General features: G+C 50.4%; 10 protein-coding genes and 1 pseudogene. 1 reads left to right on the top strand and 10 read right to left on the bottom strand.

The features are described from left to right. Window positions 1-521 precede the first annotated feature (521 nt). Both ACO0LL_RS13935 and ACO0LL_RS13930 read right to left on the bottom strand, forming a co-directional pair. Window positions 522-950 (bottom strand): hypothetical protein, encoded by a 429-nt coding sequence (locus ACO0LL_RS13935; RefSeq protein ID WP_422951447.1) that lies wholly within the window; start codon window positions 948-950, stop codon window positions 522-524. A 59-nt stretch (window positions 951-1,009) separates the two neighbouring features. Further along, a complete protein-coding gene (locus ACO0LL_RS13930; RefSeq protein WP_422951446.1) occupies window positions 1,010-8,818 on the bottom strand; it encodes a transglutaminase domain-containing protein in 7,809 nt (2,602 codons plus the stop codon). A gap of 10 nt (window positions 8,819-8,828) precedes the next feature. Here ACO0LL_RS13930 and ACO0LL_RS13925 point away from each other — a divergent pair. Next, window positions 8,829-9,098: pseudogene (locus tag ACO0LL_RS13925) on the top strand (IS110 family transposase); the annotation flags it as partial. Between the two features lie 517 nt (window positions 9,099-9,615). Here ACO0LL_RS13925 and ACO0LL_RS13920 read toward each other — a convergent pair. The 8 genes from ACO0LL_RS13920 to ACO0LL_RS13885 all read right to left on the bottom strand — a co-directional run bounded on the left by ACO0LL_RS13920 (window position 9,616) and on the right by ACO0LL_RS13885 (window position 25,438). Further along, on the bottom strand, window positions 9,616-9,885 hold the full coding sequence (locus ACO0LL_RS13920) for a hypothetical protein (protein ID WP_422951445.1): 270 nt from the start codon (window positions 9,883-9,885) through the stop codon (window positions 9,616-9,618). Continuing rightward, window positions 9,882-13,079 (bottom strand): transglutaminase-like domain-containing protein, encoded by a 3,198-nt coding sequence (locus ACO0LL_RS13915; protein ID WP_422951444.1) that lies wholly within the window; start codon window positions 13,077-13,079, stop codon window positions 9,882-9,884. The genes ACO0LL_RS13920 and ACO0LL_RS13915 overlap by 4 nt, the downstream gene beginning before the upstream one ends. Window positions 13,080-13,190: 111 nt before the next feature. Beyond that, a complete protein-coding gene (locus ACO0LL_RS13910) occupies window positions 13,191-14,075 on the bottom strand; it encodes a choice-of-anchor A family protein (RefSeq protein WP_422951443.1) in 885 nt (294 codons plus the stop codon). A gap of 36 nt (window positions 14,076-14,111) precedes the next feature. Next, on the bottom strand, window positions 14,112-21,281 hold the full coding sequence (locus ACO0LL_RS13905) for a carboxypeptidase regulatory-like domain-containing protein (protein ID WP_422951442.1): 7,170 nt from the start codon (window positions 21,279-21,281) through the stop codon (window positions 14,112-14,114). A 345-nt stretch (window positions 21,282-21,626) separates the two neighbouring features. Beyond that, window positions 21,627-22,121, bottom strand: coding sequence for a type II secretion system protein (locus tag ACO0LL_RS13900; RefSeq protein WP_422951441.1), 495 nt, complete (start codon window positions 22,119-22,121; stop codon window positions 21,627-21,629). A 10-nt stretch (window positions 22,122-22,131) separates the two neighbouring features. Beyond that, a complete protein-coding gene (locus ACO0LL_RS13895; protein ID WP_422951440.1) occupies window positions 22,132-22,536 on the bottom strand; it encodes a type II secretion system protein in 405 nt (134 codons plus the stop codon). A 4-nt stretch (window positions 22,537-22,540) separates the two neighbouring features. Further along, entirely contained in the window at window positions 22,541-23,020 is a 480-nt protein-coding gene (locus ACO0LL_RS13890; RefSeq protein WP_422951439.1) for a type II secretion system protein, read from the bottom strand. A gap of 42 nt (window positions 23,021-23,062) precedes the next feature. Next, window positions 23,063-25,438: a cohesin domain-containing protein gene (locus ACO0LL_RS13885; protein WP_422951438.1), complete on the bottom strand. Its 2,376-nt coding sequence runs from the start codon at window positions 25,436-25,438 to the stop codon at window positions 23,063-23,065. Between the last annotated feature and the right edge of the window lie 5 nt (window positions 25,439-25,443).

The following is a 25,443-nucleotide window of genomic DNA, read 5'->3' as shown; positions in this document are numbered from 1 at the left end:
TTTCTTGATGGCGTCTCTTTCAAAACAAAATCAGGGAAATTCATATGCATTTTTTCGACTAGCACGCGCTTCCAGAATTTCTTATAGCAATCTCTCATTGTCACAATCCTTTAGTAAATAAGGTTTCCAGCGACGGCATGATTCTTGTTAATCGAACGCCGAACAGCGCAAGCATGACGGGGCATTGATCCATACAAAATCGCGCCGAAATCGGTGTAACACTTTACGGCTTGGGACGGGTTGTTACGAGGATATTATTTGCGGCATTAGCGACGAATATCTCCGAAACAAAATGAGCATCGAGAGCGGGCAGCAATGCTGTTCGGGAAGGTGTTCATCGTTAACAAACGATTTGCATAAAATTTAAGCAAGCGAGCCAATGAATTTGACTTTGCTGATTAAAAATTAGTCAGATCGGTGTTCAACTAAACCAGAACATCTACCATTTTCTGCAAAAAAAATGCAGGTCAGACGGAATGGTTCTGGTCAAACGAACGCCGAACAGGGCAGGGTCGCGGCTACTACAATTTAGGCTCTCCCATTTCGATTTTTTTTTCTGCAATAAGTTGATCTAATAATCTATCAATTTTTGGCAAAAGATATTGTAAGGTTTCGGATTCATGATCTGTGTACTCTTCCAATCTAATTAAAACAGCAGGGGAACTCAATAAATAATCCTCTCTCGACTCTTTGTCTGGATGAATAGAAGTGCCATAAGCATTTTCAAGCGATTGAATCCACTTAAGTCCTTCAATAAAAAAATAATGTTCAAAACATTTTTTAAGCTGCGGCAAATAATCCGCAGAAGTTGTACCCAAATAAATAGCTGAAGAAACTACTTTTAATTCCGTTGAAAGAAGATGTAGCGCAACAATAGATTTGCTAATTTCGTCATCAAGAAGATATAAATAGTTGTAGTTTTTTTCAATCCAAGAGTCGTATTTCGCCATAATGATTCCAATAGTATTATTTAATGATTAACACCGTATTACGCGACATCCAATATATATTATTCAAAAATATTTATACCCTGATTCATCAATTGAATAGTATCTACTGCAGCCTTAACTAACTTATCTGCATCCTGCGACGAACATCCGGCTGCAACTAAAACGTTTTTCGAATGCGAGACAATTTCTGCTAGTTTCGCATCTGGGCTCAGTGGATTTGCAGCCTGATAAGCCGACGCCGCCTGATGAGCAGATCCTTTCAACCAATTTCCACCAAATAGTGGAACAGTCCATGCCTTGTAGTAACTATAATTTAAGCGTAGTCTTACTTTCAAATTTCGCATCGCAGCATCTTGCAAGATATGATGTTTTTCATATCGACCACCACCGCCTACAAGATTTAAAAGCTTTGTTGCTATTGAATCATAAGGTCCAGCAAAATTCGCTGCCACATTGCAAAGTTTGCCCCAAAATTTACGTTCAGTTTCTATTTTGTCCGGGAAATTTGTTGAATTGAGAGTTGTTGAGTTTTCTTCTGCCGCATTAACTTCAGGCAAACTTGTAAAGCCACTCGGATCTTTTCTATCAATAGGATCAGCATTTGCATAGATATATTTGTTTAGTGTAACAGGTGATGTCTCGCGACCACTAAACTTATCACCTGCTACAAACCGTCCTGCATTTGCGTCGTACCACCTTGAGCGGTTGTATTGCAAACTTATGGCATTATCAAAGTACTCGCCGGTGTAACGGTAGCCATTTGCAGTTGTCCCCGTCTTATTGAGTACTGCTCCAAACGCATCATACTGATAAGCATCGGTCACATTGCCACTTGAGTCGGTCAAGGCTTTTGTACTGCCCAATGCATCCGCATGATGGTAACTAAGTTGACCCGACCTGCTCTGCTGGATCAGCCCGTTACCCCACACATAGCCGATGCTTTCTGTAGCAGAACCTTGTGACGTTGTCTCCTGCACTGTCTGCGCATACTCAAACGTGTCATCAACGAGATAATTGGTGACTTTGTCAGGGCTGGTGTTTTGTCCAGGCTCAATCTTCTGAACGCGATTACCATAAGCATCATAGCTATATATGGCAATAGTGATCGCCGTTGCCTGACTGTTACCCTGCTTCACTTCCACAAGACGATTGTCCGCATTCCAGCCATAAACAGTAATTTGTCCTCCTATGGTCTTCGTGCTCAGATTTCCCTTGTCATCCCAAGTGTAAGTAGTAACAGTACTAGTTGCTCCTGCGGTTTTAGTTTCCTGGGTTAACCTGTCATTGGCGTCATAAGTGTAAGTAGTCATCGTTGTACCACTTGCCGTAGTCTCAGTCTTTTGACTGCGGTTACCTACTTTATCGTACTGATAGTCGGTAGTGCGAACAGTCGTATTATTTCTGTCCTTGACCAGTTCCTGCGTCAGTCGATTTACACCATCATATTGATAGCTCGTCGTGCGAACTGGATTAGTTGCAAGCAGATTTACTTGTGTACTTTGTGTATCAAACTCCTCTACCTTGCTACGCTGATCATTGGCAGTCAATGTGAAGCGGCTGCCTGTAACAACACCACTGCCTTTGACATGCAACAGTTGCAACAAGCGTCCATTCTGGTCATAGCTGTAATTGGCTGTCACACCATCTGGTGTCGTTGCCGCTATCAGTCGCCCAGCGTCATCCCAGGTGTAAGTCGTGCTGTTGTTGGTCGCACTATTGGTTACGTTGATGAGCCTTTGATTCTTGTCGTAGCCATAGTTGACAGTCCCAGCAGCCGTACTGCGCTGACTGATATTGCCGTTGGCATCATAGGCATAAGCAAGGAAGTTGCCATCCGGCTTGACCTGTTTCGTGATCCTGTCGTTGGCATCATAAGTAAAACTGGTTTGACCATTTTGACGTCCGTTACTGTTGTTACCACCTGATATGGTGCTGCTGGCCACTTGTCCTGCTGCAGTGTAAGTGGTGCTGACACTGCTGCCATCCGGGTAGTTGGTCTGCACGACCTGACCAAGTACATCATAGACATAGCTAGTGACCTTGCCCGCAAAGTCTGTTTTTTGCGTCAGGTTACCTGCTACATCATATGCAAAACTTTCCATCTGTCCCGCTGGTAAAGTCCTGCTCGTAACTCGGCTATTTACATCATATGCCCAGTTTGTGACGTGACCTTGTGCATCCGTCTGGCCGGTCTTATTACCATTGACGTCGTAACCGTAAACTGTTTGCTGTTGAGTTGCAGCATTGGTCTGCGTGACCTGATTCAGGCGACCGACTGGGTCATAACCATATTGCGTAGTGTTGCCCGTCTGATCTGTTTCTGATTGCTTGGTGCCTGTCGCATTCCAGACTGTACTGCTGGTACTACTGTCTGGATATGTTGTTTTAACAAGGCGGTTCAGTGCATCATATTCAAACTGCGTTACCTTGCTGGTAGCGTCAATGACTTTGGTACGGTTACCAACGCTATCATATTCGTACTTCGTCTGTTTGCCTTTGGCGTCTGTCAAGCTGATGAGACGACCAGCAGCGTCATAGCCATTGGTCGTCGTATTTCCCTGTGCATCAGTCGTACTGGCAACACGCCCCCCATCATCATAAGCTGTGCTGGTATTTGTGCCATCAGCGGCAGTCGTTCTGACGAGACGGTTCAGTACATCATATTCGTATCTGATCGCTCTACCCTGACGATCCATGTCACTGACTTTATTACCGCCCGCATCATAAGCAGTCGCCGTAGTCTTGCCATCCGGATAAATGGTGGTCGCTAATCTTCCGGTATCGTCATAGCTATAGCTGGTACGTCGGCCTTGCGGGTCTATTGTTGCGCTGACTTTACCACCAGCGGTGTATTCCGTTTTGGTGGTCGCGCCTAATGCATCCGTTTCGCTGAGAACACGTCCTTCTGCATCCAGCGTTCTGGTGACACTAACGGTTTTTTGTGTCGGTACACCATTGACACTTACCGTAGCGATCCAGCTACGGCTTATTTCTTTACCGTTGTCATCATAGGCATAAGTCGTCACCTTGCCAGCCGCATCAGTCTCGCTGATCTTATTCCCTTTGGCATCGTTCTGGTAGCGTGTCAGTTGGTCACTAAGCGTCAACGAAGTGGTGTTTCCTGCATCATCGGTACCAATGTGGATGTAGCTACCCAGAGGCTGATCAATGCGTGTCCCTTTCGCAAAGTAACTAAAAGCAGTCACATTGCCTTTAGCGTCCGTACTCGTCTTAAGCTTAGTCCGCGTATTAGTGTCGTAATCCCAACTCGTCGTCTTATTTAACGGATCAGTCTCACTCAACTGCTTATAACTCTTAGGATCAAACGTACTGAGCGTGGTCTCATTCGCCGCATTGGTCACACTGGCCTGATTCCCATTGGCATCATAGGTATAGGTCGTGACTTGGTTCAGTGCATTAACGACCTTCGTCACATTCCCGTTATTGTCATAGGTATAGGTGGTCTTATTCCCCCTGCGGTCAGTCACCGTCTGCTGGTTGTTGTCGATGTCATGCTGCATCTGAACGGCCTTGCCATTAGCGTCATAGCGAGCAATCAGCCTGCCACTCTGGTCATACTCAAACCTCGCCGCCAGCTTGCCATTCGGGTCGGTGTAACTGATGAGGCTGTGGTTGGCGTCATAGGTCATCTTTGACACTGCACCATTACGGTCAGTGACGCTGATGAGGTCGCCGGTGGCGTTGTAGGCGTAACGGATCTGTTTGCCTGCCGGATCAGTGATGGCGGTGATGCGGTGGCTGGCGTCTCTGGTGAAGGTCGCTGCCGTGCCGTTGGAATGGGTGACACCACTGTCGCTGTAGGTCAGTGTGTTGCCATTCGGGTCTTTGATGCTGGTGATGCCGATACCGTCGGTCAGATAGTATTGGTAGTTGTCTTCTGTGGTGAGTTTGTAGTATTTGGGGTTCCAGGCGATGGTTTCATTTTGATCTGCACCGTCGACGTCAATGAGCATGCCGCCCTGGGGCTGGATGTTTTTGGGTATGTCAACGAGGTCGAGCTTGGCTGTGGTGCCGGGCAAGGCCGTAAATAATATTTTCACTGGTGGCGCGACGAGGCCACAATCCTGTTCGTTGTGCGCCTCAAAGCGGGCGACATCACCGGTTGGTAATGTCACGTCTACCTTGCGCTTGCCTCTGGGGCGCAGACAGGTGGTGGCATTGCCAACGATGTTGATGACGTCCCATTCCAGACCAAGGATGATGTTCTTGCGGATTTGCACGTTTTGGTAATCGACACTCCAGCCTTGGCCGAAGTCGAGGGCCTGGCCTTTGCGGCGGGTGTCGTAGGTACGGGTGATCCTGATGGGGATGCCGGAGGCCTGGACGTTGAGGTCTTCAAAGCTGATGCTGAACTGGCCTATCTTGAGATTGCGGGTGACGTCCAGGGTGATCATGTGGCTGGCCTGGACACCATTGGTATTGACGGCAATGACGCTGAGTTCGTAGATGCCGTTTTGTAGCTGGGTCGGGTCAAACTTGCCGAGGGTGCCGTTGCTGACGTTCTGGTAACCACGGGCGAGTTCTTGCCATTTGTCAGTACCAGCGGCGCGCATGAGGAGCTGGTAGTAGGCGAGATTTTGTGCGGTGGCGGTACCGATGATGGTGGTCGGGGCGGTGATTTCGACGTCATCTGTGGGGGTGCTGATCTGGGCCGTGGGGGTGCTGCTGTCGGCCGGGTTTCGCACGCTGTAGAGGCTGGTCTTGCTGACGGTGACCAGGTCATCTTTGGCGGTAGCGACGACCTGGTGCGCGCCTGTAGTGGTGGCGGTGATGGTGGCTGTGCCCTGGGCATCGAGGGTTTGTGGCTGGCCATCGACGGTGACGCTGGTGCTGATGTTGCCGGTGCCGCCGTTGGTGAGGACGGTGACGGTGACTTTGTCGCCTATGTTGACCAATGCGGGAGCAACGGCCATGCTGATGCTGAGTGCCAGGGCGTGGTCGCTGACTGTGAGCAGGTAGCGTTGTTCTGCATAGGCTTTGCCATTATCTGCGCGCAGTGTGACGTTGAAGCTGCCCAACACAGGGCTGGCCCAGCTGATGACGCCGGCGCTGTTGATACTCATGCCGCTGGGTGCATCGGTAAGACTGTAGCTGAGTATGGCACCTTTAGGATCTTGCGCTGCGACGGGATAGCGGTAAGCGAGGCCGGCAACAGCGGCGGTGACAGGCGCACTGGTGATGACGGGGACGCTGGCGATATCACCGGGGTCACCATCAAAGGCGGTGGTGGTGCCAAGGTTGGCGGCGATGATGGAGCTGAGGTTGTCGCAGGTGCTGTTGCTTTGGGCACCGGTCAGGCGGGCAAGGAAGAGGCCACTGGCGACGTCGGCCTGACCGCTGAAGTAGGACCAGCGCACGCTGTCGGTATTGTCAGTGCCACCGCCAGGCAACATGCTGGCGAGGACCGTATCGTAGGCTTTGGCGGCATTGATTGCGGGGATGGTGCTGGCGGCTGCCAATGCGGGTTCTGCGATGAGCCAGCCCATGCCCATACCTGATGTGGCGAGGATGGCGGCGGTAGTGTTGCCGTTATTGCCGGACAGGCGGTAGGCACCGGCACCGGTCTGGATGTTTTCAATCTGCATGGCCTGCCCTGTCCAGCCGCTCATGGTTTGCGGGCTTTGTGGGACGAGGACGCGGTAACCGGCGGCAACGGCATTTTGCACATCGATGGACTGGCTGTTGGTCAGGTTAAGTTTTAACAGGGCGGCAGCCAGATTGCTGCTGGTGACGGCATAGACGCTTTGTTGTTGTGCCTGTGGCAGCGCGGCAGCCTTGGCGAGCACACGTATCGGGGAAGCAGCAGCGGTGGGGTTTTGTGGCTGGCTGTAGTGCTTTTCTAACACCATGTGGGCGTAAGCAACATTGCGCTGGTTGCTCTGGCGGGTGTAGGCGGCAGGACTTAGGCCATCCGTTTGATTTGCTACTGCTGTCTGGAGGCGGTCAATATCAAGGGCAACACCGGGGAAGGAGACGCTGTTGACCAGGCCCAGGGTCATGTCGGGTATGGCTTGTGCGACTGCCCTGCCTAATGATGGCAGGCGTTGTTCTACGACACCTGCGGCGCGCTGGAAGATGGCGCTGTTGGCGTCGGCAGTGGCGAAGTAGGCGAGGATGGTCTGGTGCAGCAGGTCACCTGTGAGGTCGTCGCGGCTGACGCCGTTGGCCTGGCCGGGCTGGCTGGTCAATTTGGCCTGGGTGGCGGCGAGTCTTTGCTGGACGGTGTTGAGTTGGGCGGGGTTGATGCCCTGGGTATCGGCGACGATGGCGTGGTAGTCACCGGCATGGACGCTGAAGTTGTTGTCGTTCCAGCCGCCACTGGCGGGCTCGAAGCTGCCTATGGAGGCGCTGAGTTCGCTGCCTAGTGTGAAGCTGCCACCGCTGGCGACGATCTGGCCATCGAGACGGAGTTCTGCTTTGACCTGGATGAGGTAACCGGGGACGCTGAGCGGGAATTCGCTGGCGCTAACGGGGCTGTTGTCGGTATGGGCTTTGGGCAAGTAGGCGGCGAGTACGTCGGCATCTGCCTGGGTGGCGGGACTAAAACTGAGGGTCAGGCGTTTGCCTGCGAGGGCGGCGTAGCTGCTGTTATAGCTGACAGTGGTTGTGCCCTGGGCTTGTGCTGCGCTGTTGGCAAATACTTGCAGGCGTACTGCTCCCTTCAAATTAGCAGGCATGGCCTGGAAGCTGGCGCTTTTAACGATGGTTTTATAGGGCAGGCTGCCCATGAGAATGGCGTAGTTCTCTGCGCTGATGACGTTGCCACCTAATACACTGCCTATCGTAAGGTCGGCACCTTGCTGGTTGAGGACCTGGTTGAGCTGGTTCTGGTAAGTGGTGAAGGCACTCTGGATGTTGGGCTGGTTGAGGCTTTGTCCGTAATCAGGGGTGCAGTTGGCACCTTGCTTGGCGATATCAAATACACCGGCTTCATTGAGGCTGACGCTGCTGCGCAGATTTAAGGCGGACTGGGAGCTGAGTTGTTTGAAGCTGGGGTCGAGCGGCAGCCAGGCGCTGGCGGTGTTGTTGCGGGCACCTCGGCTGGGGCTGGCGTCGACATAGGCTTCTACCCAGACGTGTTCTACCTGGATGGCGGTAATCTGTGCACCCTGGAGGATGGCTTTGTTGGGCACGCCTGCCTGGTTTAAAAATGATTGCGCTGCGCTGACGTTGTCGACGTGCAGCCAGTTCACCATTCTTTGGGTCGGGACTTCGACTGTGCCGTACACGTAGCGGGACGGGATGCCTGCTGCGCGGTTAAGCGCAATCAGCAAGCTGGCGGCATCGATGTCGTTGCCGCTTTTGGCTTGCAGGGTCTGGGCTGCGCCTTGCAGGCTGCCGTAACCGACCTTGTATTTGATGTTGTTGCGGACGTAGTTGTAGATGGCAACGGGGTTGTTCTGTAAGGAGGCGGCCAGGGAGCGGATGTCTGCGCTCTGCTGGATTTCTTCAGCAGTGGCAAGGTCGGCGGCGGCTGGCGCATCACTCAGAACAGTATCGGGTAAAGCCAGGCCGGAGAGGCTGCCTGTTGCGGCCACGGCAGGGGCTGGGACAAATGCGGGTGGTGGTGACTGGCGGCTGGCATTACTGCTTGTGCTGGTCACTGAGGCGAGTTGATTCGACTGCGGCGCTATCGCTCCGGTGCTTGTTTTACGTACCTGGTCGCTGCTATTGCCCCAGGGGAGTTTGGTGCCGTTGAGTGCACTGGCCTGGCTGGCGTATTGTTTGATGGCTTGTTGCCATTGTTTGAGGGCGGCTGTCGCATCGCCCTTCCCTGCTAAGGCACTATCCAGCGGAGCGTAGGCGTCTTGCAGCAGTTTGGCACGGGCAGTAAATTCGCTGACCATGCTTTGGTGGCGCTGTGTAGGCAGTATGCATACCTCGAACGGCAAAAAGAAAGGAGAAGGCAATACCAAAAACGGTAATCGCTTCCTGGCATGGGCCTGTGTGGAAGCAGCCAATTTTGCGATTCGCTATTCTGAGGCGGCAAAGAAATTCTATCAGCGCAAGAAAGCCAAGCGCAACGGCATTATCGCCATCAAGGCGGTGGCCCATAAACTGGCAAGAGCTTGCTTTCATATGCTCAAGACTGGAGAAAGTTTTTCGGTGGAGCGCTGTTTCACCTGAGAGTTGGCAGCACTGCGTGAGCCAGCACTTGGGGTTGGATCACAAGCCATCAGAACTGATTGGACATGCAGTATCTGCCATCACAAGCCTTGTTTTACGATGAGTCGTCTGCAATGCGAGCCACAAGGGGTTGGAACCGAATCCGGTAGCCACAGATCTGCCCATCACTTGGACGCAACGCGGTACTGAGATGCTTCTGGAGTAGCTGGGCTACTTGGGCGAAATCCAGCTTGATGTTTCGCTAGATCCACATGGGTGACTGGTGCGATTCACGCAACCACACGTTGAAGCAAAAGGCACGACGGCATTCTGAAACAAGCGTGTGGTGGCGCAGTAAACATTATCGCGGTGTGTTGCGAGTATGTGGTTCGACTACTTGACTACCGGGGGCTAATGGGTGACCCCGGCTTCCTCAAAAAAATGCAGGTCCGGCGGAATGGTTCTGGTCAATCGAACGCCGAACAGGGCACTTGGTTTAACTGAACAGTGGACAGGGAAGCAGCAACACCACTACACGTCATTTCTCAGGATGAGATTTGTTTATATATTTTCCCAATAGCCCAAGTAAATAACAAACCAATATTGGTATGAACAAACTCATTAATATCCACATGAATAGCTCAAAACCAGAAACCGTGCGAACTTCAACAAAGCTATTCAGTAAATTAGCTAAAACAAAAACATAAATGAGGCTTATGCTTATGCGCACTTTAAAATAACCAGCAATCAGTGTGTGCACTATAGACATAACAAAGCCCAAAAACGGAATCAATACTTGACTACTCATGATTCATTACTCAGACATTCAGTACCACGGGTTGTAGAAAGAAACGCCCATCCAAGAAGATTTGCTATTGCAGACACTATTCGCCCCATTTCCTTCCAATTGCCCATCCCTATGCCGAACCCGGAATTAAGTGCCCCGGCATAACAAGCAAATGCATCAGTGTCAATTGAAGAGGCGATCATCATTGTTATTATTGCATTAATTACCACTAAATTTATTGCCCATACAGCAAACATTATACCCGTTCCTATTACCGCTAAGTTCGTAATAAGTAGCGCCAAACCTAAACCAACCAAGAAACCTTGTAAGAAACCCATAATAGTTGCGTTCAGCTTACCACCATTTGCACCACCAATTATTTTATAGGCTCCCGCCCCTGTCTCCGCATCCAAGACAATATAACCACTCCCTTTCCAGCCTCCCACCATAATCTCTTTTTCATGAACGAGCACTTGCTTCCCGGCAGAAAGCGCATTAACAATTTCTGTTTTTGCTTCAGCCTCGATTTGCAAGTTCTGAAGTACTGCAACATTTATAGCTTGATTTTCTGGGCTAAGTGCATAAAGCTTTTGCCCCAAAGTTTGTGCAATTACCAAGGCTTTCACGGCGGATACACCTTGTGGTTGTTCTGGATCGTTCGCAGCCAAGTTGGGATTTTTAAACATTGCCTCTGGTATAGTGCTCTCGGCCAAAGAGCTGGCTACCCCTACCTGAAACATATATTGCGTTCGAACTGTTTTGTTATTATCTTTAGCTTCAATGTGATAACGTAAATAATCCACATCAATTTCTACGCCAGGAAAACTAACCGTCCTGACTAAGCCAAAATAATAATTGGCTTGAGCGACATTTAAAAATCGACCATAACTTGGTAACCGATAGTTAACCATGTTCCCAGAATTACGTGCAGTGAAATTGTCAGAGCCGTCAACTTGCGATAAATAAGCAAGTATTCCTGAATAGACAAAGTCTCCAGTCAAATCCTCTTTACTGATGCCGCTAATTAATCCTACATCTGTTGGGTTTTGCTGAAGCTGAGCAAGCTTGTTTTTTGTATTGGTTATTTTGTCTTGCAATGCTTTTAGCTGCTGAGTACCGATACCCTGCAAATCCAATCCAATCGCATCATATTCACCAACCGTTATATCATTATCATCCCCGCCGGCCCATGATCCTGTACTTGGATTGAAGAATTGATTTGCCTGTTTGACCGAGCTACCCATCGTAAAACTACTAGCACTAATGGCGATAACCTGTCCATCTACCCTGAATTCTGCTTTTAGATTAAGCAAATAGCCCGGTAAAGAAGTCGGAAGTTCATTCTGTTGAGTTGGTGATCCATCCGCATGTGCCTTAGGTAAATACCTGGTGATCAAGTCCTGATCGGCTTGAGTGGCGGGTACAAAGCTCAACGTGATTTTCTTGCCCGCTAACTTCGGAGTACTTTGATTCAGTTCGATGATGGCATTGTCGCTAGTACTAATACCATCTGCTGGGTAAATATTGGTTTTGAACTTCCAACGCAAATTATCCGGCAGCACTTGAAATTCATTTCCTAAAGCAACAATCCTGTATGGCAATTCACCTAATAAAATGCCATAGGCTTCAGTTTTGATTTTTTTTGTACCTATTACATCTTTAGCTGTGGCATTTGCTTTTTGGCTCTTGATATAGTTCACTACTTGTGACTGATAATTGTTCATCTGCGTTTGCAGATTAGTCTGATTCAGATTTTGCACATAACTACCCGCTTCGCTAACAGTTGCTCCTAGTTGTATTTGCGCGAGAAAATCCTGGCCATTGACTGGTACTTTATTCTTGATATCCATCCCCGCCGTAAACTCATACTGTTTAAAGCTCGCATCCATAGGCACCCAGGTGTTCGGGGTTTTGTTCACTGCTCCCCGACTAGGTGTGTAATCCACAAACGCTGCAACCCAGACATGCTCCATCCTGATCGCGCTGATCTGTCCACCATTGATCAACCCGGTGTTCGGTATACCGCCCTGTCCTAACAGACTCTGAGCAGCTTCTATCTTGGTGACACCACCTACCCAGTTCATGACTTTGTCTGCTGGCACGTCAATGGTGCCGTACACATAACGTGCTGGTATGCCTGCTGACCTGTACAGTGCGATGAGCAAACTGGCCGTATCAAAGGCATTACCACGTTTGTTTTGTAATGTGAGTTCACTGCCTTGTATGCTGCCGTAGCTAGGGATGAAGCTGATGTTGTTCCTGACCCAGTTATAGATTTGTACTGGGTTGTTGTTCAAGGCTGCAGCCTGTGCCTTGATAGCAGGTGTCAGTTGTACGTCTTCTGTCTCGGCTGTGTCTTGTGCAGTTGGGATTGTGGGCAAAGATGACTGTGCTGAGCCTTGCGCATTCACTGGAGGACCAGCGAGCAAGAGCTTTTCAGATTTGGGCTTGAACAGGTTGGCCTGGTATTGGGCCTTGCTTTCATTCGGTTTTCTGACTTTGTTGCTGGGGCTGCCAAACGGCAGTTTGTTAGGGTCAGTATATTGATGCGGCTTGGCATTGGGGTATTTGTCCATGAAGCCACTCAGGTCAGTCAAGGCTGTCTGGCGGTTACTGGTCTGCCCTTTGTCATCAGCCTGGACTACTCTGTCCATGATTTGATTGAATTCTGTCTGGCGGCTTTGGTAGTCGGCAACTGCCTTACGATGGCGTGACAATATCTCTGCGGGCAGCTTGGCATCTTTGAGGTGTTGCTCTGTATCTTTGAAGCTTTGGTCAATGTCGCTGTAAATGGCTTTGATCTGGGTGTTGGCACTGCGTATGCTGCTGACACGCTGGTTGAGCAAGGTGGTGTTGCTGTTGGTTGTTGCTGCCATAGCGAGCAGACCTGCTTTGGCTGGTGTATTGCTGACTGCCGCTACTGTTGGTGCAGTCGCCTTGACGTCATCCTGGATTTGTTTAAGCAACTGGCTCAGGCGTTCTTCCGGGCTTGCCGGTTTGGCGACTGCATTACTGTTGTTGCCTGTTGCCAGTGCTGGAAATTTATTTGAAGCTGCACCTAGTGCGCCACTATTTCTGCCGCCTACGCTGCTGTTTAACTGGTCAGCCATAGCACGCGCCTGGGCTGATACAGCACATGGATAGAGCGTCAGGCTGCTGAAGGTGACTAACACCAGGCTGGAGATAGCGCGTTGTACGGTGATATTGCGGAACATAGTGTGCTCTTCTTAATGGGTCATTCAGGCGAACCAGGTCGCTTTTTTTATGCTTGATATTTTTTGAGGCTGTCTGTTGAGACGGTGTTTTTTTGCTTAATGCCTGCAGACTTAATTGGTCGGCACGAACAGCGTGGAGCCGACAGCCATGTTGGTGTCCCAACTGGCGGCAATGACAGTACCTTCTACCTTGCCGCCTGAATTCTTGATGCAGGCAAATGGAGCCAGGATGCTGCCGAAGAAGCCGGAATTATTCAGATTGAGTAATTCTGTATCGTACATATTGACGAGTACTTTGCTGTTACGGTTAATCAGTTCTGTCATGGTGATGCCAAACTTGAGGGTGCGCTGGGCGTCACTGGCCACATTCAGGATGATGTAGGCACTTTGTTTGATGTTCGCCAGTGCAAAGTCATGGGTGCTGGCGACATGGTCTGCCGTCACGTTAAAGATTTCTACATCGCGGTTGCTGCCTGTCAGGGTGACCTTGGCATAGAGCTGGCTGACGGTGCCCGTTGCTGGCATGCTGCGTATCTGTTGCGACAGAACGCTGAGGTAGGTGCGTTCAGCATCGAAATCGATGGGACTGAAGGCGACTTTGCGGAAATCAAGATAGGTCGCTGCCTTGGAACCCAGGGTACCGGCATACACGGCGTAAGCATTGTTTTTGTTATTACCAAGGCTGCCACCGTAGGAAGTCAGGTTACCGGCAACCACCATGACGGGGTTGGTGTCGTTGTAGTTGACGCTGCCACCGACCGTGCCACCAGGTGTATTGAGTATGCCGCCTACTGCCAGACGGCCATCGACGTTGGTGATGTTGCTGACATTGCCAAAGATGAAGGCTGCATATTGTCCGGCTACACCGAGATCAATCTGTTGCGCCTGGCTTAAGGCGGGCGATAAGATCAATCCCATCGCTATGCACATACGCAGCGCGCTGTGTGTCAGCAAGCGGGCGCCGATATGTAAAGAACGTTTTAAATTTAGTTTCATGATCATTCAATTATTCTGTGTTGTGGATGGTTGCGCTTAACGCGCAACTTGCCGTTCAACCACCGCAATCAGGTTGGCCAGTGATTTGCTGGCCGGGCCGACGCCGGTTTCTATGTTTTTAAGCTTGGCCTGAACGGTGATCAGCAAACGCAGGGCTTTGTCCATGCTGTTGCTGCTCATGGCGGTATTGACCTGGTTGAGCAAATCAACGATGGCAGTACGTTGTGCAAGCTGAGCTGGCGTTGACAGGCTCAGTCCCTGTATCAAGCTAATGGTTTGCGCATTGATCTGGCTGGCGCTTTGTACCTTGATGGCCTGGTCTTGCGACTTGTACGGCGTGGCATTGCCACCGCTGACCATGCTGAGGGCGAGGTTGGCGTTGTAAGTACCAGCAGATACTGGCGCCTGCCAGCGCACTGATACCACCGTGTCGGCAGCAGAAGCGGCTGTAAGGTTCCAGGTGGCGGTGACATCACCATTGCCATTGCTGCCTATGGTAGCGGCTGGCGTACTGGACTTGATCACTGATCCGGCTGGCAAGCTTTGGACTATGCGCACAGGCTGGGCGGCACCGGCATTGGTGATGGTGCTGCTGAGCGTGCTGACGTCACCTGGCAGCAATGCGTTCAAATCGACGGCTGCCGGGGCCAGGTAATCAAGACCCTGCTTGATCATGAGCGGCCAGCGGCTTTCATTTGCCTGCGCGGCCAGGGTGTCGCTCCAGTCAAATCCAAAGGCCAGGGTTTTGCCATTGCCATAGGTGGCGCTGACGATGCCTGGGCTGGTAGCAGTGCCTTTCAGCGTTGCTTCTACCGTGCCGCCTGCTGTTGCCAGTTTGGTTTGGGTCGCTGGGCCAGCAAGGTCACCACCTTTGTAGATGCCGCCAGACAGACTCATTTGTTGCAGGGCTGTGGCATAGGCACCGTTATTGGTGACGCCTGAGCATTGCGCGAGCTGGGTGTTGGTGGCTGTGACCAGACTATCAAGCACGAACCCCTGCCCGCGTTTGACCGCTGCCAGCAATTCGGACGCTGCCGGTTCTGGCAAGGCACTGGCACCATTGCTGATCCAGTAGGTGCTGTAGTTACCGCTGCGCAGTTGCGTCAGGAAAGCTGTTGCATCAGTACTGATGGTGTGGCTGATGCCCTGATTTGCCAACACATTGTCGAGCACACCTGCCCTGCTTGCATCACATTGCGCCAGGGTTGCCGCATTTTCTGTCGGGAACTTGGTGGCTGCGCATTTACCCAGCAATTCATCTGCAGCACGTTTGCAGGCACTGTAGACGAGCACGTTTTGCCATGGTGTTGCGGCCTGTTTAATGCTCAGGCTGACGACGGATGAGGTCAGCGTGAACGTGGTCTGGCTCAGAGTCAGGGTGTTACTGCCGACTTTGGCGCTGAGTGTGACTGTGTACACTTCACCTGCATTGCCGGTTGTGACCCAGTCTGCCGTACCTGTAAACTGGGCGTTCATGCCAAGGTTGGTGCTATACGGATAGGTGATTGTCACTTTTTGTGTGGCATTGGCGATGAAGACTGTCAGAGGCAGGTTGGGCAGGTCTGCATTACCCTGGTTGCTGACTGTGAACGGGAAGCTCACGGTATTGCCAACTGGAACCTGGCTGGCAGAGGCAGTTATACTGCCTTTGAGCCCACTACCTGTAGTGGCTGTTGAGGCGACCAGGAATCCACCACTGGCTTGTGCCAAAACGGTGTTGCCAGCGCCACTGACGACGACTGAAGTAGTGTATTGGCCCGCTGGCACAGCGCTAAGGCTGATGCTGTAGTTATAGTCTTGCGCAGCATTGGCTGCGAGGCTAGTCAGGGTCTCCATTTTAGTGAAGCGGGTACTGCCGTCAGGATTCTTGACAGTGACCTGCACTTGCAAGTTGGCCGCAGCAAGGCTTGCCGAGAGATTGCTGATTTTGTCGTGCAGCTTGACAGTATCAGTCGGTGCATAACTGGCTTTGTCATTATCAATGACGGCACCGAGTTTGTACTGCGGAGCAGTCACGCTGATATTGGTTTGAGCCAATGTGACAGTATTGGCACCGAAACTGGCTGTCAGCGTAGCGACATAGGTAGTGTCGCTGCCAGCGCTGGCTACCCAGCTTGTGCTGCCAGTGAAGATGCCGCCTTTATCAAGATTGGTGGTGTACGGGAACTGCGCTATGACTTTTTGACCAACCGGGTCAATGATGTTGACACTGAGCGCCTGGTTTGTCAGGGCGCTGTTACCTTGATTATTGACACTGAAGTTGAGCGCCAGCGTGCTACCCGCCTGTACCTTGGACGGTGTAACGGTCACGGTACCAGTAAGGCCGTTGCCGTTGCTCGCAGATGAGGTCACCGCAAAGCTGGTCGTGGATTGCACTGTGGTGCTGCCAGCAGTTGCAACTACCATGACAGCATATTGACCAGCAGGTGCCCCTGCCAGCGGTATGCTATAGGCGTAATTTTTACTGTTCGCAGAAGGCAGTTGTGCCAGGGTTTCGGCTTTACTGAAACGTACTGTGCCATCCGGGTTGGTCACGGTAGTAACGACCCGGATATTATCAACTGGCAGGTTTTGTGCAAGGTTGTTGATGGTATCGCTGAGTTGCACTGTATCTGACGGTGAATAGCTGATCTTGTCAACGATAACTTTGGCACTCAGCACGGTACCCGGGCTAACGATGTTCAATGCCGTCGTTGCCTGAACATAGGGCTGACCATTCGCATCAAGGATTTGTGCTACCAGTTGGTATTTGCCTGACAGGGTTGTGCCTGTATTCCAGACAGCATTGACGTTTGTCTGCGCGCCAGCCACAACTTTAATTGTCTGCGCAGGCAAACTCGCGACATTGATACCATCTGTCGTTTGAATGCTGAATTGTATCTGCGCATTATTGTCTAGGCTGCCGAGATTGCTGACCACCGAGCTCACCTGCACATTGCTGTTGGATGGGAAGCTGGGCTGATCGGACATTACTGTGATGCCGAATTTGCCTGGCAAATTTGCCAGATTCAGAGAAACACTGTTATTGGTCGGGTCAAAATCTTCAAAGGAGTGCGCGCCAGCGCCGTCATCGTCTGCAACAACAACGAGTGTCTTGATATTGGCGACTGAGCCAGTGAAACTGAAGCTGACGTCCTGATATTCATTGACGTTCAGATCAACACTGGTCAATGCTGTGCCCAGCAGAGTTCCACCTGTTCCAGCTTGTCCGCTGTAATAAGCCACTTTAGTACCTGCCAATATCGGCAACAAGCCTGCATTACCAATGCGAACGGTGAATGTAGATGGCTTCGTCGCCCCCTGGTCATTTACCCGTATATAGGATGCTGTAATATCGGGCACAGCTGTGGCTGGTGCCCCAACCCTTGCATTGAGGCGATATGTATTGCTGACATCCCAGCTATTTTTTTCAAAACGCGGGACGCTGCCATCATCGTTAATATTGGTGATGTGATAGCTATGCTGGTTCCAGATCTTACGCACGGCAACCCAGGAGTTATTCACATCACTAAATGCGCGAAGACCATGGAAGATGCCTGGACCATTAGGAAATGTCCATTGATTTGCGGCGATCAATATATCTGCATGGCCGTCACCGTCTACGTCAACGATGACGGGTTCTTCAAAGGCGGTACCGCTGGAATTAGGTGTTTCGAACAGGGATTTACCGTCCACACCACGGAATACGCGTAATGCTACTTCATCTCCATAGACAACCTGCGCCTGGCCATTGCCCGCAAAATCAAACGCTGATGACGAAGTAGCAGAAGAAGTCAGGTCTTGCACGACGTTACTCCACAAGATCGAACCATCAGCTCTGAATACGGTATAGCGAGACGCAGATGCAACACCTATTTCAGGAATGCCGTCGCCATCAATATCGGCCACAATAGGCGCACCACCCTGCCAGCCACCAGGGATATTGACTGGCCCCCAGATGATGTTGCCGTTGTGATCAAGCAAACTCAATTTACCATTGCCAACAACCGCAATTTGCGGGTACTTGTCTCCAGTGAAATTACCGACTGCATCAAGTCCGTCGCCAACCGTGGTGTTTTTCCATATGGTTGCACCGTCGCTGCCGCGATAAGCTTGTGCACCGGCCAATACAACAGGATTACCGTCGAGATTGATATCGGCCACAATAGACAGCGCACCGAATGTGTAACCACCGGAGCTGATGCCCTTGTAGCCATCGCCCTTCCAGCGTGTAGAACCGTCCGAGTTGAAGACCATGTTACCAAGCACGATTTCAGGTTTACCGTCGTGATCAAGATCGGCAATAGATGGACCCCCCCAGAACAGCCAGTCCCCCCCCATGGTACGGTCAGGACTGAGCCATTTGAGTTTACCGGTGTTATCGATTGCCATCAAACCACCACCCTCTCTCACAGCAACGATAGAAACCTTGCCATTGCCGTCTAGGTCAGCACCAGCCAGCGAGGAGTGTGGCATCGTACGTAAAGTAGAGTCAGAAACTGTCCACAGATCGGAACCGTCTTTACCACTGACTGCACGCAAAACGCCATCGCCAAAACTGACACCCTTAAAGCTGTTGAACACTACGCCAGGAATATCACGTTGATCGTATTTTCCGTCACCGTTTGTGTCTTGTATCGGCAAGACGATGGGTGTGTTCATCACTTCCGTATATTCAGGCATGACGGGACTGCCTTTCCATTCCCATTTGATCTTGGGCTGGAACAAGTCAGGGTTAGGTTTGATTGCTGCGGCACTCGCAGTGGACCCTACGTTGTTGGCCTTGTTTGTTTCTATCAATACCTGATCACTGTCTGCCCAGACTGAAATAGGTGCATCCCTGAACGGCATCGTACCTTGTACCTGAAATTGGACAGTTTTGATTTCATTTACGGCAAGAGTCTCTGCAAAGACAATACTTCCTAACTGCTGGTCTATACCTGCATCGTAGATGCCGTTCTTATTGGTATCCTGGAATGCCAGCAACTTCATACCGGCAGGAATATCAACAGCACCCTGATTCTGCAGGGAAACACTGACCTGACCCGAGAGTTTTAAGGACTGGGGATCGGTAATCGCAGTAACGCGACTGACATTGGTGACTACAACGTCAGGCAACAATTTGACTGCCTTGACCTTGCGCAACCTGACCTGTCCCATATCGACGAGCGCGATGCCATCAATCGACACGTAATTGCTTGAGTCGACATACTGTGCAATGGAGAATGTCAGGCCCACACCGCCGTTTTTATCTTTGACCAGATTGGAGAAAGTAAATTTACCCTGGGCATCGCTGGTTGTGGTGTGCGGGCCAGCGCTGTCAGTGGCAATAATAGCGACGCCAGACAAAGGGGCATTTGTTCCGGCATCCAGCACCAGCCCAGTAACGGTAGAACTTGTTACAACTGATGTCTCAACGGAAAGACTTGGAGAGAATACAAAATTAGAACCTGCACTGATACGAACTGGATTGGTGACTGGTTTAAATCCAGTTTTGCTTACTGTCAGTTGAATATCGCCTGGCGCTACACTGCTGATTTGATATGCACCACTAGCATCTGTTGCAGTTGAAAACCCAGGACCTGAGACAGTCGCGCCTGCAATTGGCGTACCGCTTGCGGCATTGACAACCACGCCAGAAATACTGCCAGTAGCTGCATTACCTGCCTTTGTCAGTTTCAGTACACCCAAATCCATGGTCTGGCCACCAGCCAGCGTCAGCGTCGCGGTCAACGTTCCGTAATTCGGAGGCGCAATTGTCACGCTATAGCTACCCTGAGATTGTTGCCCGAACACGAAACTACCATCAACACCCGTAATTACATCAACCGACGCATTACCACTCAGCACCACATGTACGCCCACTAACGGAGCGCCAGACTGGCTGTCCACAACCTGACCTTTGATGCTTGAAGGGGCAGACAACGCTGGCGAGAATGTCAAGGTTGCACCAGCGCTCGTATGCAGCGTAATGGTCATCGTCTGGAGTCCAGCATAACTGACCGTGACGACAATATCCCCAACCGGAACGTTCGCTATCTGGTAAGCGCCTTTTGCATCAGTGTTTACGGAGAAAGATGCGCCTGAAATTGTCGCACCAGCAATCGGTGAGCCAGTTGAGGCATTTGTCACGACACCATATATTGTTGCTGTTGTTGAGTTTCCGGCTTTAATTAATTTCAGAACACCCAGGTCCAGCGTCTGGCCAGCTTTGAGAACAGTATTTGTGCTCAGAGGAGCATAGTTAGCCAGTGTAAAGTTGATGGTGTAGTTGCCTGGTGTCTGATTATTGAACACAAATGTACCGTCGGCACCAGTGGTCAACTCGGCTGTTGCGGCACCAGACAAAGTGACTTTAACACCAGCGACCGGCAAACCTGTCTGGCTTTCAAGCAACTGCCCTTTGATGATGCCCAGGCCTGGATTGGTCGGACTCAACTGACTAGCACTCAAGGCGCGCAAAGCTACTGCTGTCTGATATGGATCACCGCCCCAGCTACCATCTGGCATCTGGGTGCTTAAAATATAGTTTTGTAGCGCACTCGCCATGGGCGCGGCAGGAATAAAGTCGTGGAGATTTTCGTAGGCAAGTGCACTGAGGAAGACTGAATTATTCCAGGTACCAGGGGAGGATTGCTGACTCAGGAGGAAATTGACGCTGGACTGAATTGATGTGCTTAAAGCAAATGAACTTGCATGCGCTCTATAGGCAGCAAGAGCATAAACGCTGCTGTAGATATCCGTTCGCCCCATCAATTGAAATGACCCGTCCGTCTGTTGGGCCGCTTGCAGGTAGGCGATAGCATTTGCCACGCCATCTGTTCGCCCTGTTCTCTTCAAGGCCAACAAGGCAAGAGAGGTATCGAGCACAGAACTCGAATAGCCTGGCGCACTGGCAAAACCACCATCTGCATTAATACGGGCGCTCAATGCAGCTACCAAAACAGATACGTCACCCTGAACAGCAGCCTGCGCAATGATCCTGCGAGCCAGGTATTCTGTACTGGCGTCCTGATCCGAAACAATCAGGCTATTCAACGCGCCGGGTGAACTTGCCAGCAACTGCAGAGTCTGCGCAGCTTCGCTACCAGCCTGCAAAGGAGTCGCAATGGAAGTCGCTTCAGATTTCAGGTGCCCATCAGCTTGTACTTGCAGATTCAGCCATTTCAAGCCGTTGGTAATAGACACAGAGGTTTGTGCTGAACCACTACCTGCTGCAAAGAACATCAGAACCGCAAGACAAACAAATGCATTTCGTACAAATGTACGCAAAATTGGAAGCACAACAGACCCCTGAAGTAAACGATTTGAGTCTGTGCTTCAACTACAGCTGAAATTAGGCGGCAGACATCATTGAAAATTTGCAAACGCGAGATGCTACCAATTGTCAACTAATGTGGCAAGCATTAAATTCCTGATAACTGGTATCACAGTCAGTGATATCTGACATTATTGAAATAAATATTAAATAAATATCAACTTCCATGATGAAATATTGATTTAAAAGAACTGTTTAACGAAACCGTTTTTATGCAAGTGGCATTATCGATATGAAAGTTATTCAGGTCAGGTTCAAAGCCCCTTGAACACCCACTCCTGATAGCTTTTTTTATTCTCAAAACCCTTCAAGGTGGCAGGAAACTGCGCAAGTTTTATCGGTGCACGCTCAGACTTGCTATATATACCTATGATGCCTTTTCCATCTGGCGACAGTATCAAGCCCCAGTCTGCCTGTAGAGTGATGGGGTCCAGGTACAGTTGGCGTATGTGGCGCCGCGGCATGGGGTAACGTGGGTCGCGCAACAGCTCATTGAGCGAAGCCGGAGCGCGCAATACGCCGAGTGGTGATGCATTGGCATAGCTTAGCAAGGCTTGCTGGTATTGCTGTCCGATGAAAAGCAAATCTTCTTCTGCCGCACGTCTTTGCATAAGACTGTGTACTTGCATGGTGGCGAGCGCAGCAATCGACAACAAGGCCACGCTCAACAGCAAACCAAGGTAAGCCATGCCATTTTGATGACAAGCCGCGTCGCGCGGCCTGATACTGATGTTGATATGCTTTGGCACGCGCATTTGCTCAAAGAGATTGATAAGCCGTGCCGTCTGCACGCTGGCCTTGCGCGCCGCTTTGTATATTATAGACCTGTCCCTGTGCGCCATCTATGGGTGCAATGATTTGCCAGCTTGTTGTGCTTTCGGTGATGGGGTCTATCGGCATGTTCTTCAAATACTTGCGTTCTACGAGCTCTTCAAGATTTTCTGGATAACGGCCGGTATCAGCATAAAATTTGTCTATGCTTTCTCTCGTGGTGCGCAGGTTTTCGACCAACACAGCTTCTTTACCTTTATCCAGACTTTGATAATAACGGGGTAGAGCCAGGGTACTGAGCAAGGCGACGATGGCGAGCACTACCAGTAGCTCTATCAGAGTAAAGCCCTTGTTTCGCTTATACGAGGAGTATTGATTTATTGCTTGTCGCATATTTTCACCATTGCGTGTAAGCGATGCCGTTTAAGCCTTGCCGGGAACTGGTCGAGTAAACATCATACACATCGTCCCCTTCTTGCGGGTCATTTGCTTCGCTTGCATAACTGCGCTTTCCCCAACTGGCAGCAGGCTCTAGATTGACATTTGCTTGCATGGGATCTCGCGGCAAGCGACGCAGGAAATATATTTTTCTGCGGCCAGGGTCACGCTGGTCAACGACGCCTTCAACAAGTATATCCAGCGTAGCCGGATAACCGGTTGAATTGAAGTTTTTGGGGATGCGCCCTTCATCACTGAGGCGCTTGTACTGATCGATAGCAGTGCGTATTTCGCGTAGTGCCAGTTTTAACTCTTTCTCTTTACTACGCTGCACGGCGATCTGCGCAACGGGCATGGCAATACTTGCAAGCACCCCTAGAATTGCCAGCGTAATCAGCAACTCTATTAAGGTGAAGCCATTTTCCGGTGTGCGTTTCATGTCGCTCTTTATTTGTTTTATATATGTCTATCAACCTGATGTTCAGGGCTGAACTTCAACATTGAATGGCAGCAAGGCTTGAGCGGGCAGATTGCGCCCCGCTGCACCTACCGGCGCAACAGACAATACTTTAAGCGGAGTAGATTCTGCCGCAGCCATAGCCCGGAAGTTGATGGTGATCAAGCTGCCTGGGCTGCTGGCACCGCCAGAACTACGTGTATTACTGATAGTCACCTGCCCTTTGGGATCAATCGAAGCATTAAAATTGGTAGGTGCCCCACCCTGCTTGAGGAATATGCCTTCATTGACATTCACTACTTGCAGAACTGCAGGATCAAAACCTAGTATGAGCGGCACACTGGTCACGGGTTGATCGGATTGCATGATCAACTGCAAGGAAAATACGTCGCCAATTTTTACACTGCGCGGGCCTTGCCATTCCATTTGTGGCATACCGACATTGGTGATGCCTCCTGTTCCGGCTATACCACCTATACCGCCTATGCCCCCATTAATGCCGCCAGCATTATTGGTATTGTTGGCATTGTTGTTGCCGAGGCCGTTCGCCGGATTGCTGTCCGTTTTGACTGAGTTCCTGGCTGCATCATTAGATACTGCGCCAGTGTTTGTATTTGATGCCGGCGCAGTATCAGACATGTCAGGCCTTACCCTGAAGCTGGTATCGGTGCCAGACTGGAATTCGGCATTACGTATTTCTGGCTGCTGAATATTGCGTATAAGGTGTGGTGTTATCGACAGGACGATTTCTGTCTTCTGGCTATCGTCAAGCTGGCTGCCAAACAGGCGGCCAACAATAGGCATTTCACCAAGGCCAGGCACCTTGTTACCAGAATTGCGTTCTTCATCATTGATCAGACCTGCCAGTATTTGCGTCTCGCCATTTTTCAGGCGCAGGACTGTGCTGGCTGTTCGGGTGCCGATCTGATAGGCAACCGAGCCAGACTGCGTTTTCAATTGATTGGTCAAGCTGCTGACTTCGAGAGCGATCTTAATACCCACGTCATTGTCCAGATAAATAGTAGGTTCAACCTCGAGCTTTAAGCCTACTTCTATGTAGTTGATGTTTTCTGAAACAAAACCAGTGGAGGTGGCGGTGGTCGTGATATTAGGCACGCGCTCGCCTATCAATATCTTGGCTTTTTCATGGTTTTTTGCACGTATGCGCGGGTTGGCCAAAAGATTGGCGTCACCCGTCTCGCGTCTGGCCTTGACAGAAACCGGCCCAACGGTCGCCCCTATGGTGGAAGGGTTGAGGTTATTTTTGAGGTCACGCAAAGTCAGGGCACCGCCAGAAGCGGATGGCAACGGTGCCAGACTCAGGCTATTTGGCCATTGTATGCCCAGGTCCAGCAAACGGGTGCGTTTGATTTCCAGTATCTCCACTTCAAGCATGACCTCAGGTTCTGGCAGGTCTTGCAGGGCAATAATTTTTTCTGCCAGTTTGATAGCGTCCGGGCTATCCCTGAGGATAAGCATATTAAGTTTTTCATCGACAACGATGTCACGCGTCTTGACAAGAGTCTTTAGCGAATTCGATACGGTTTTTGCTTCGGCATTGGTCAGGTAAAAACTCTTGACGACCATCTCTTGATACTCTTTTTGTTTGGCTGCAGTATTGGGATAGATAAGTATCGTGTTCCCATCAAGGACCTGTTTTTCCAGCTGATTAGTCAGCAAAGTAAAATGAATCGCTGATTCTATACTGCTGTTTTTCAAAAACAAAGATGTGCGCTGATCAGTTTTTACGTCGCGATCAAATAAGAAATTGATACCCGATGTACGGGAAATCACTTCAAAGACCTGCTTGACTGGCGCATCCCTGAATTCAATATTAATGGTTTTCCGGTAGGCTGCATTTAACCTGGTTTCCTGCGGCACCTGCGCGACAGACTCAGCGACCATTCTGGCAAGCTTGTTGGCTGCGACATTACCGGGGTTTTCTGCCAGTACTTTTTTAGTCAACGCCTGAGTGCGACTGTAATCTTTTTTGTCGAACGAAGCTTGCGCTTCAGCTATCAAAGCCGCGTGCTGCTCAAGTTGCTCAAGTCTGGACAAGCCTGCCCTTGCCTGCTCATTTGCCGGATCAATATTCAAGATTCTTTGAAAATTTTCTCTGGCAGCAGCAAGTTTTTCCAATTTTACGGACAAATCTGCCTGCTCTTGCAGCTTGTAAATAATCTGCTCACGCGTTTTCAGATAGGCTTTGCGATATTCAAGCTGACCAGGTGCCTCGTTCATTGCCAGCTTGAATTTTTCAAGCCCGTCTTCGAGTTTGTCTTGCGCAATCAAATCTTTGCCATCACGATAGGCCATCTGTGCTGCGCAACCAAACAGCGACATGCAAATGATTATCAGGGCTAATAACCTGCGACGCGGTAAATGTTGAATTGAATTCATGAATA

Source organism: Undibacterium sp. TC4M20W (assembly GCF_049340245.1).
In the GTDB taxonomy this organism is placed as follows: Bacteria; Pseudomonadota; Gammaproteobacteria; order Burkholderiales; family Burkholderiaceae_D; genus Undibacterium.
Note: the sequence above shows the minus strand (reverse complement) of the source record. Positions and strands in the feature narration are given on the sequence as shown.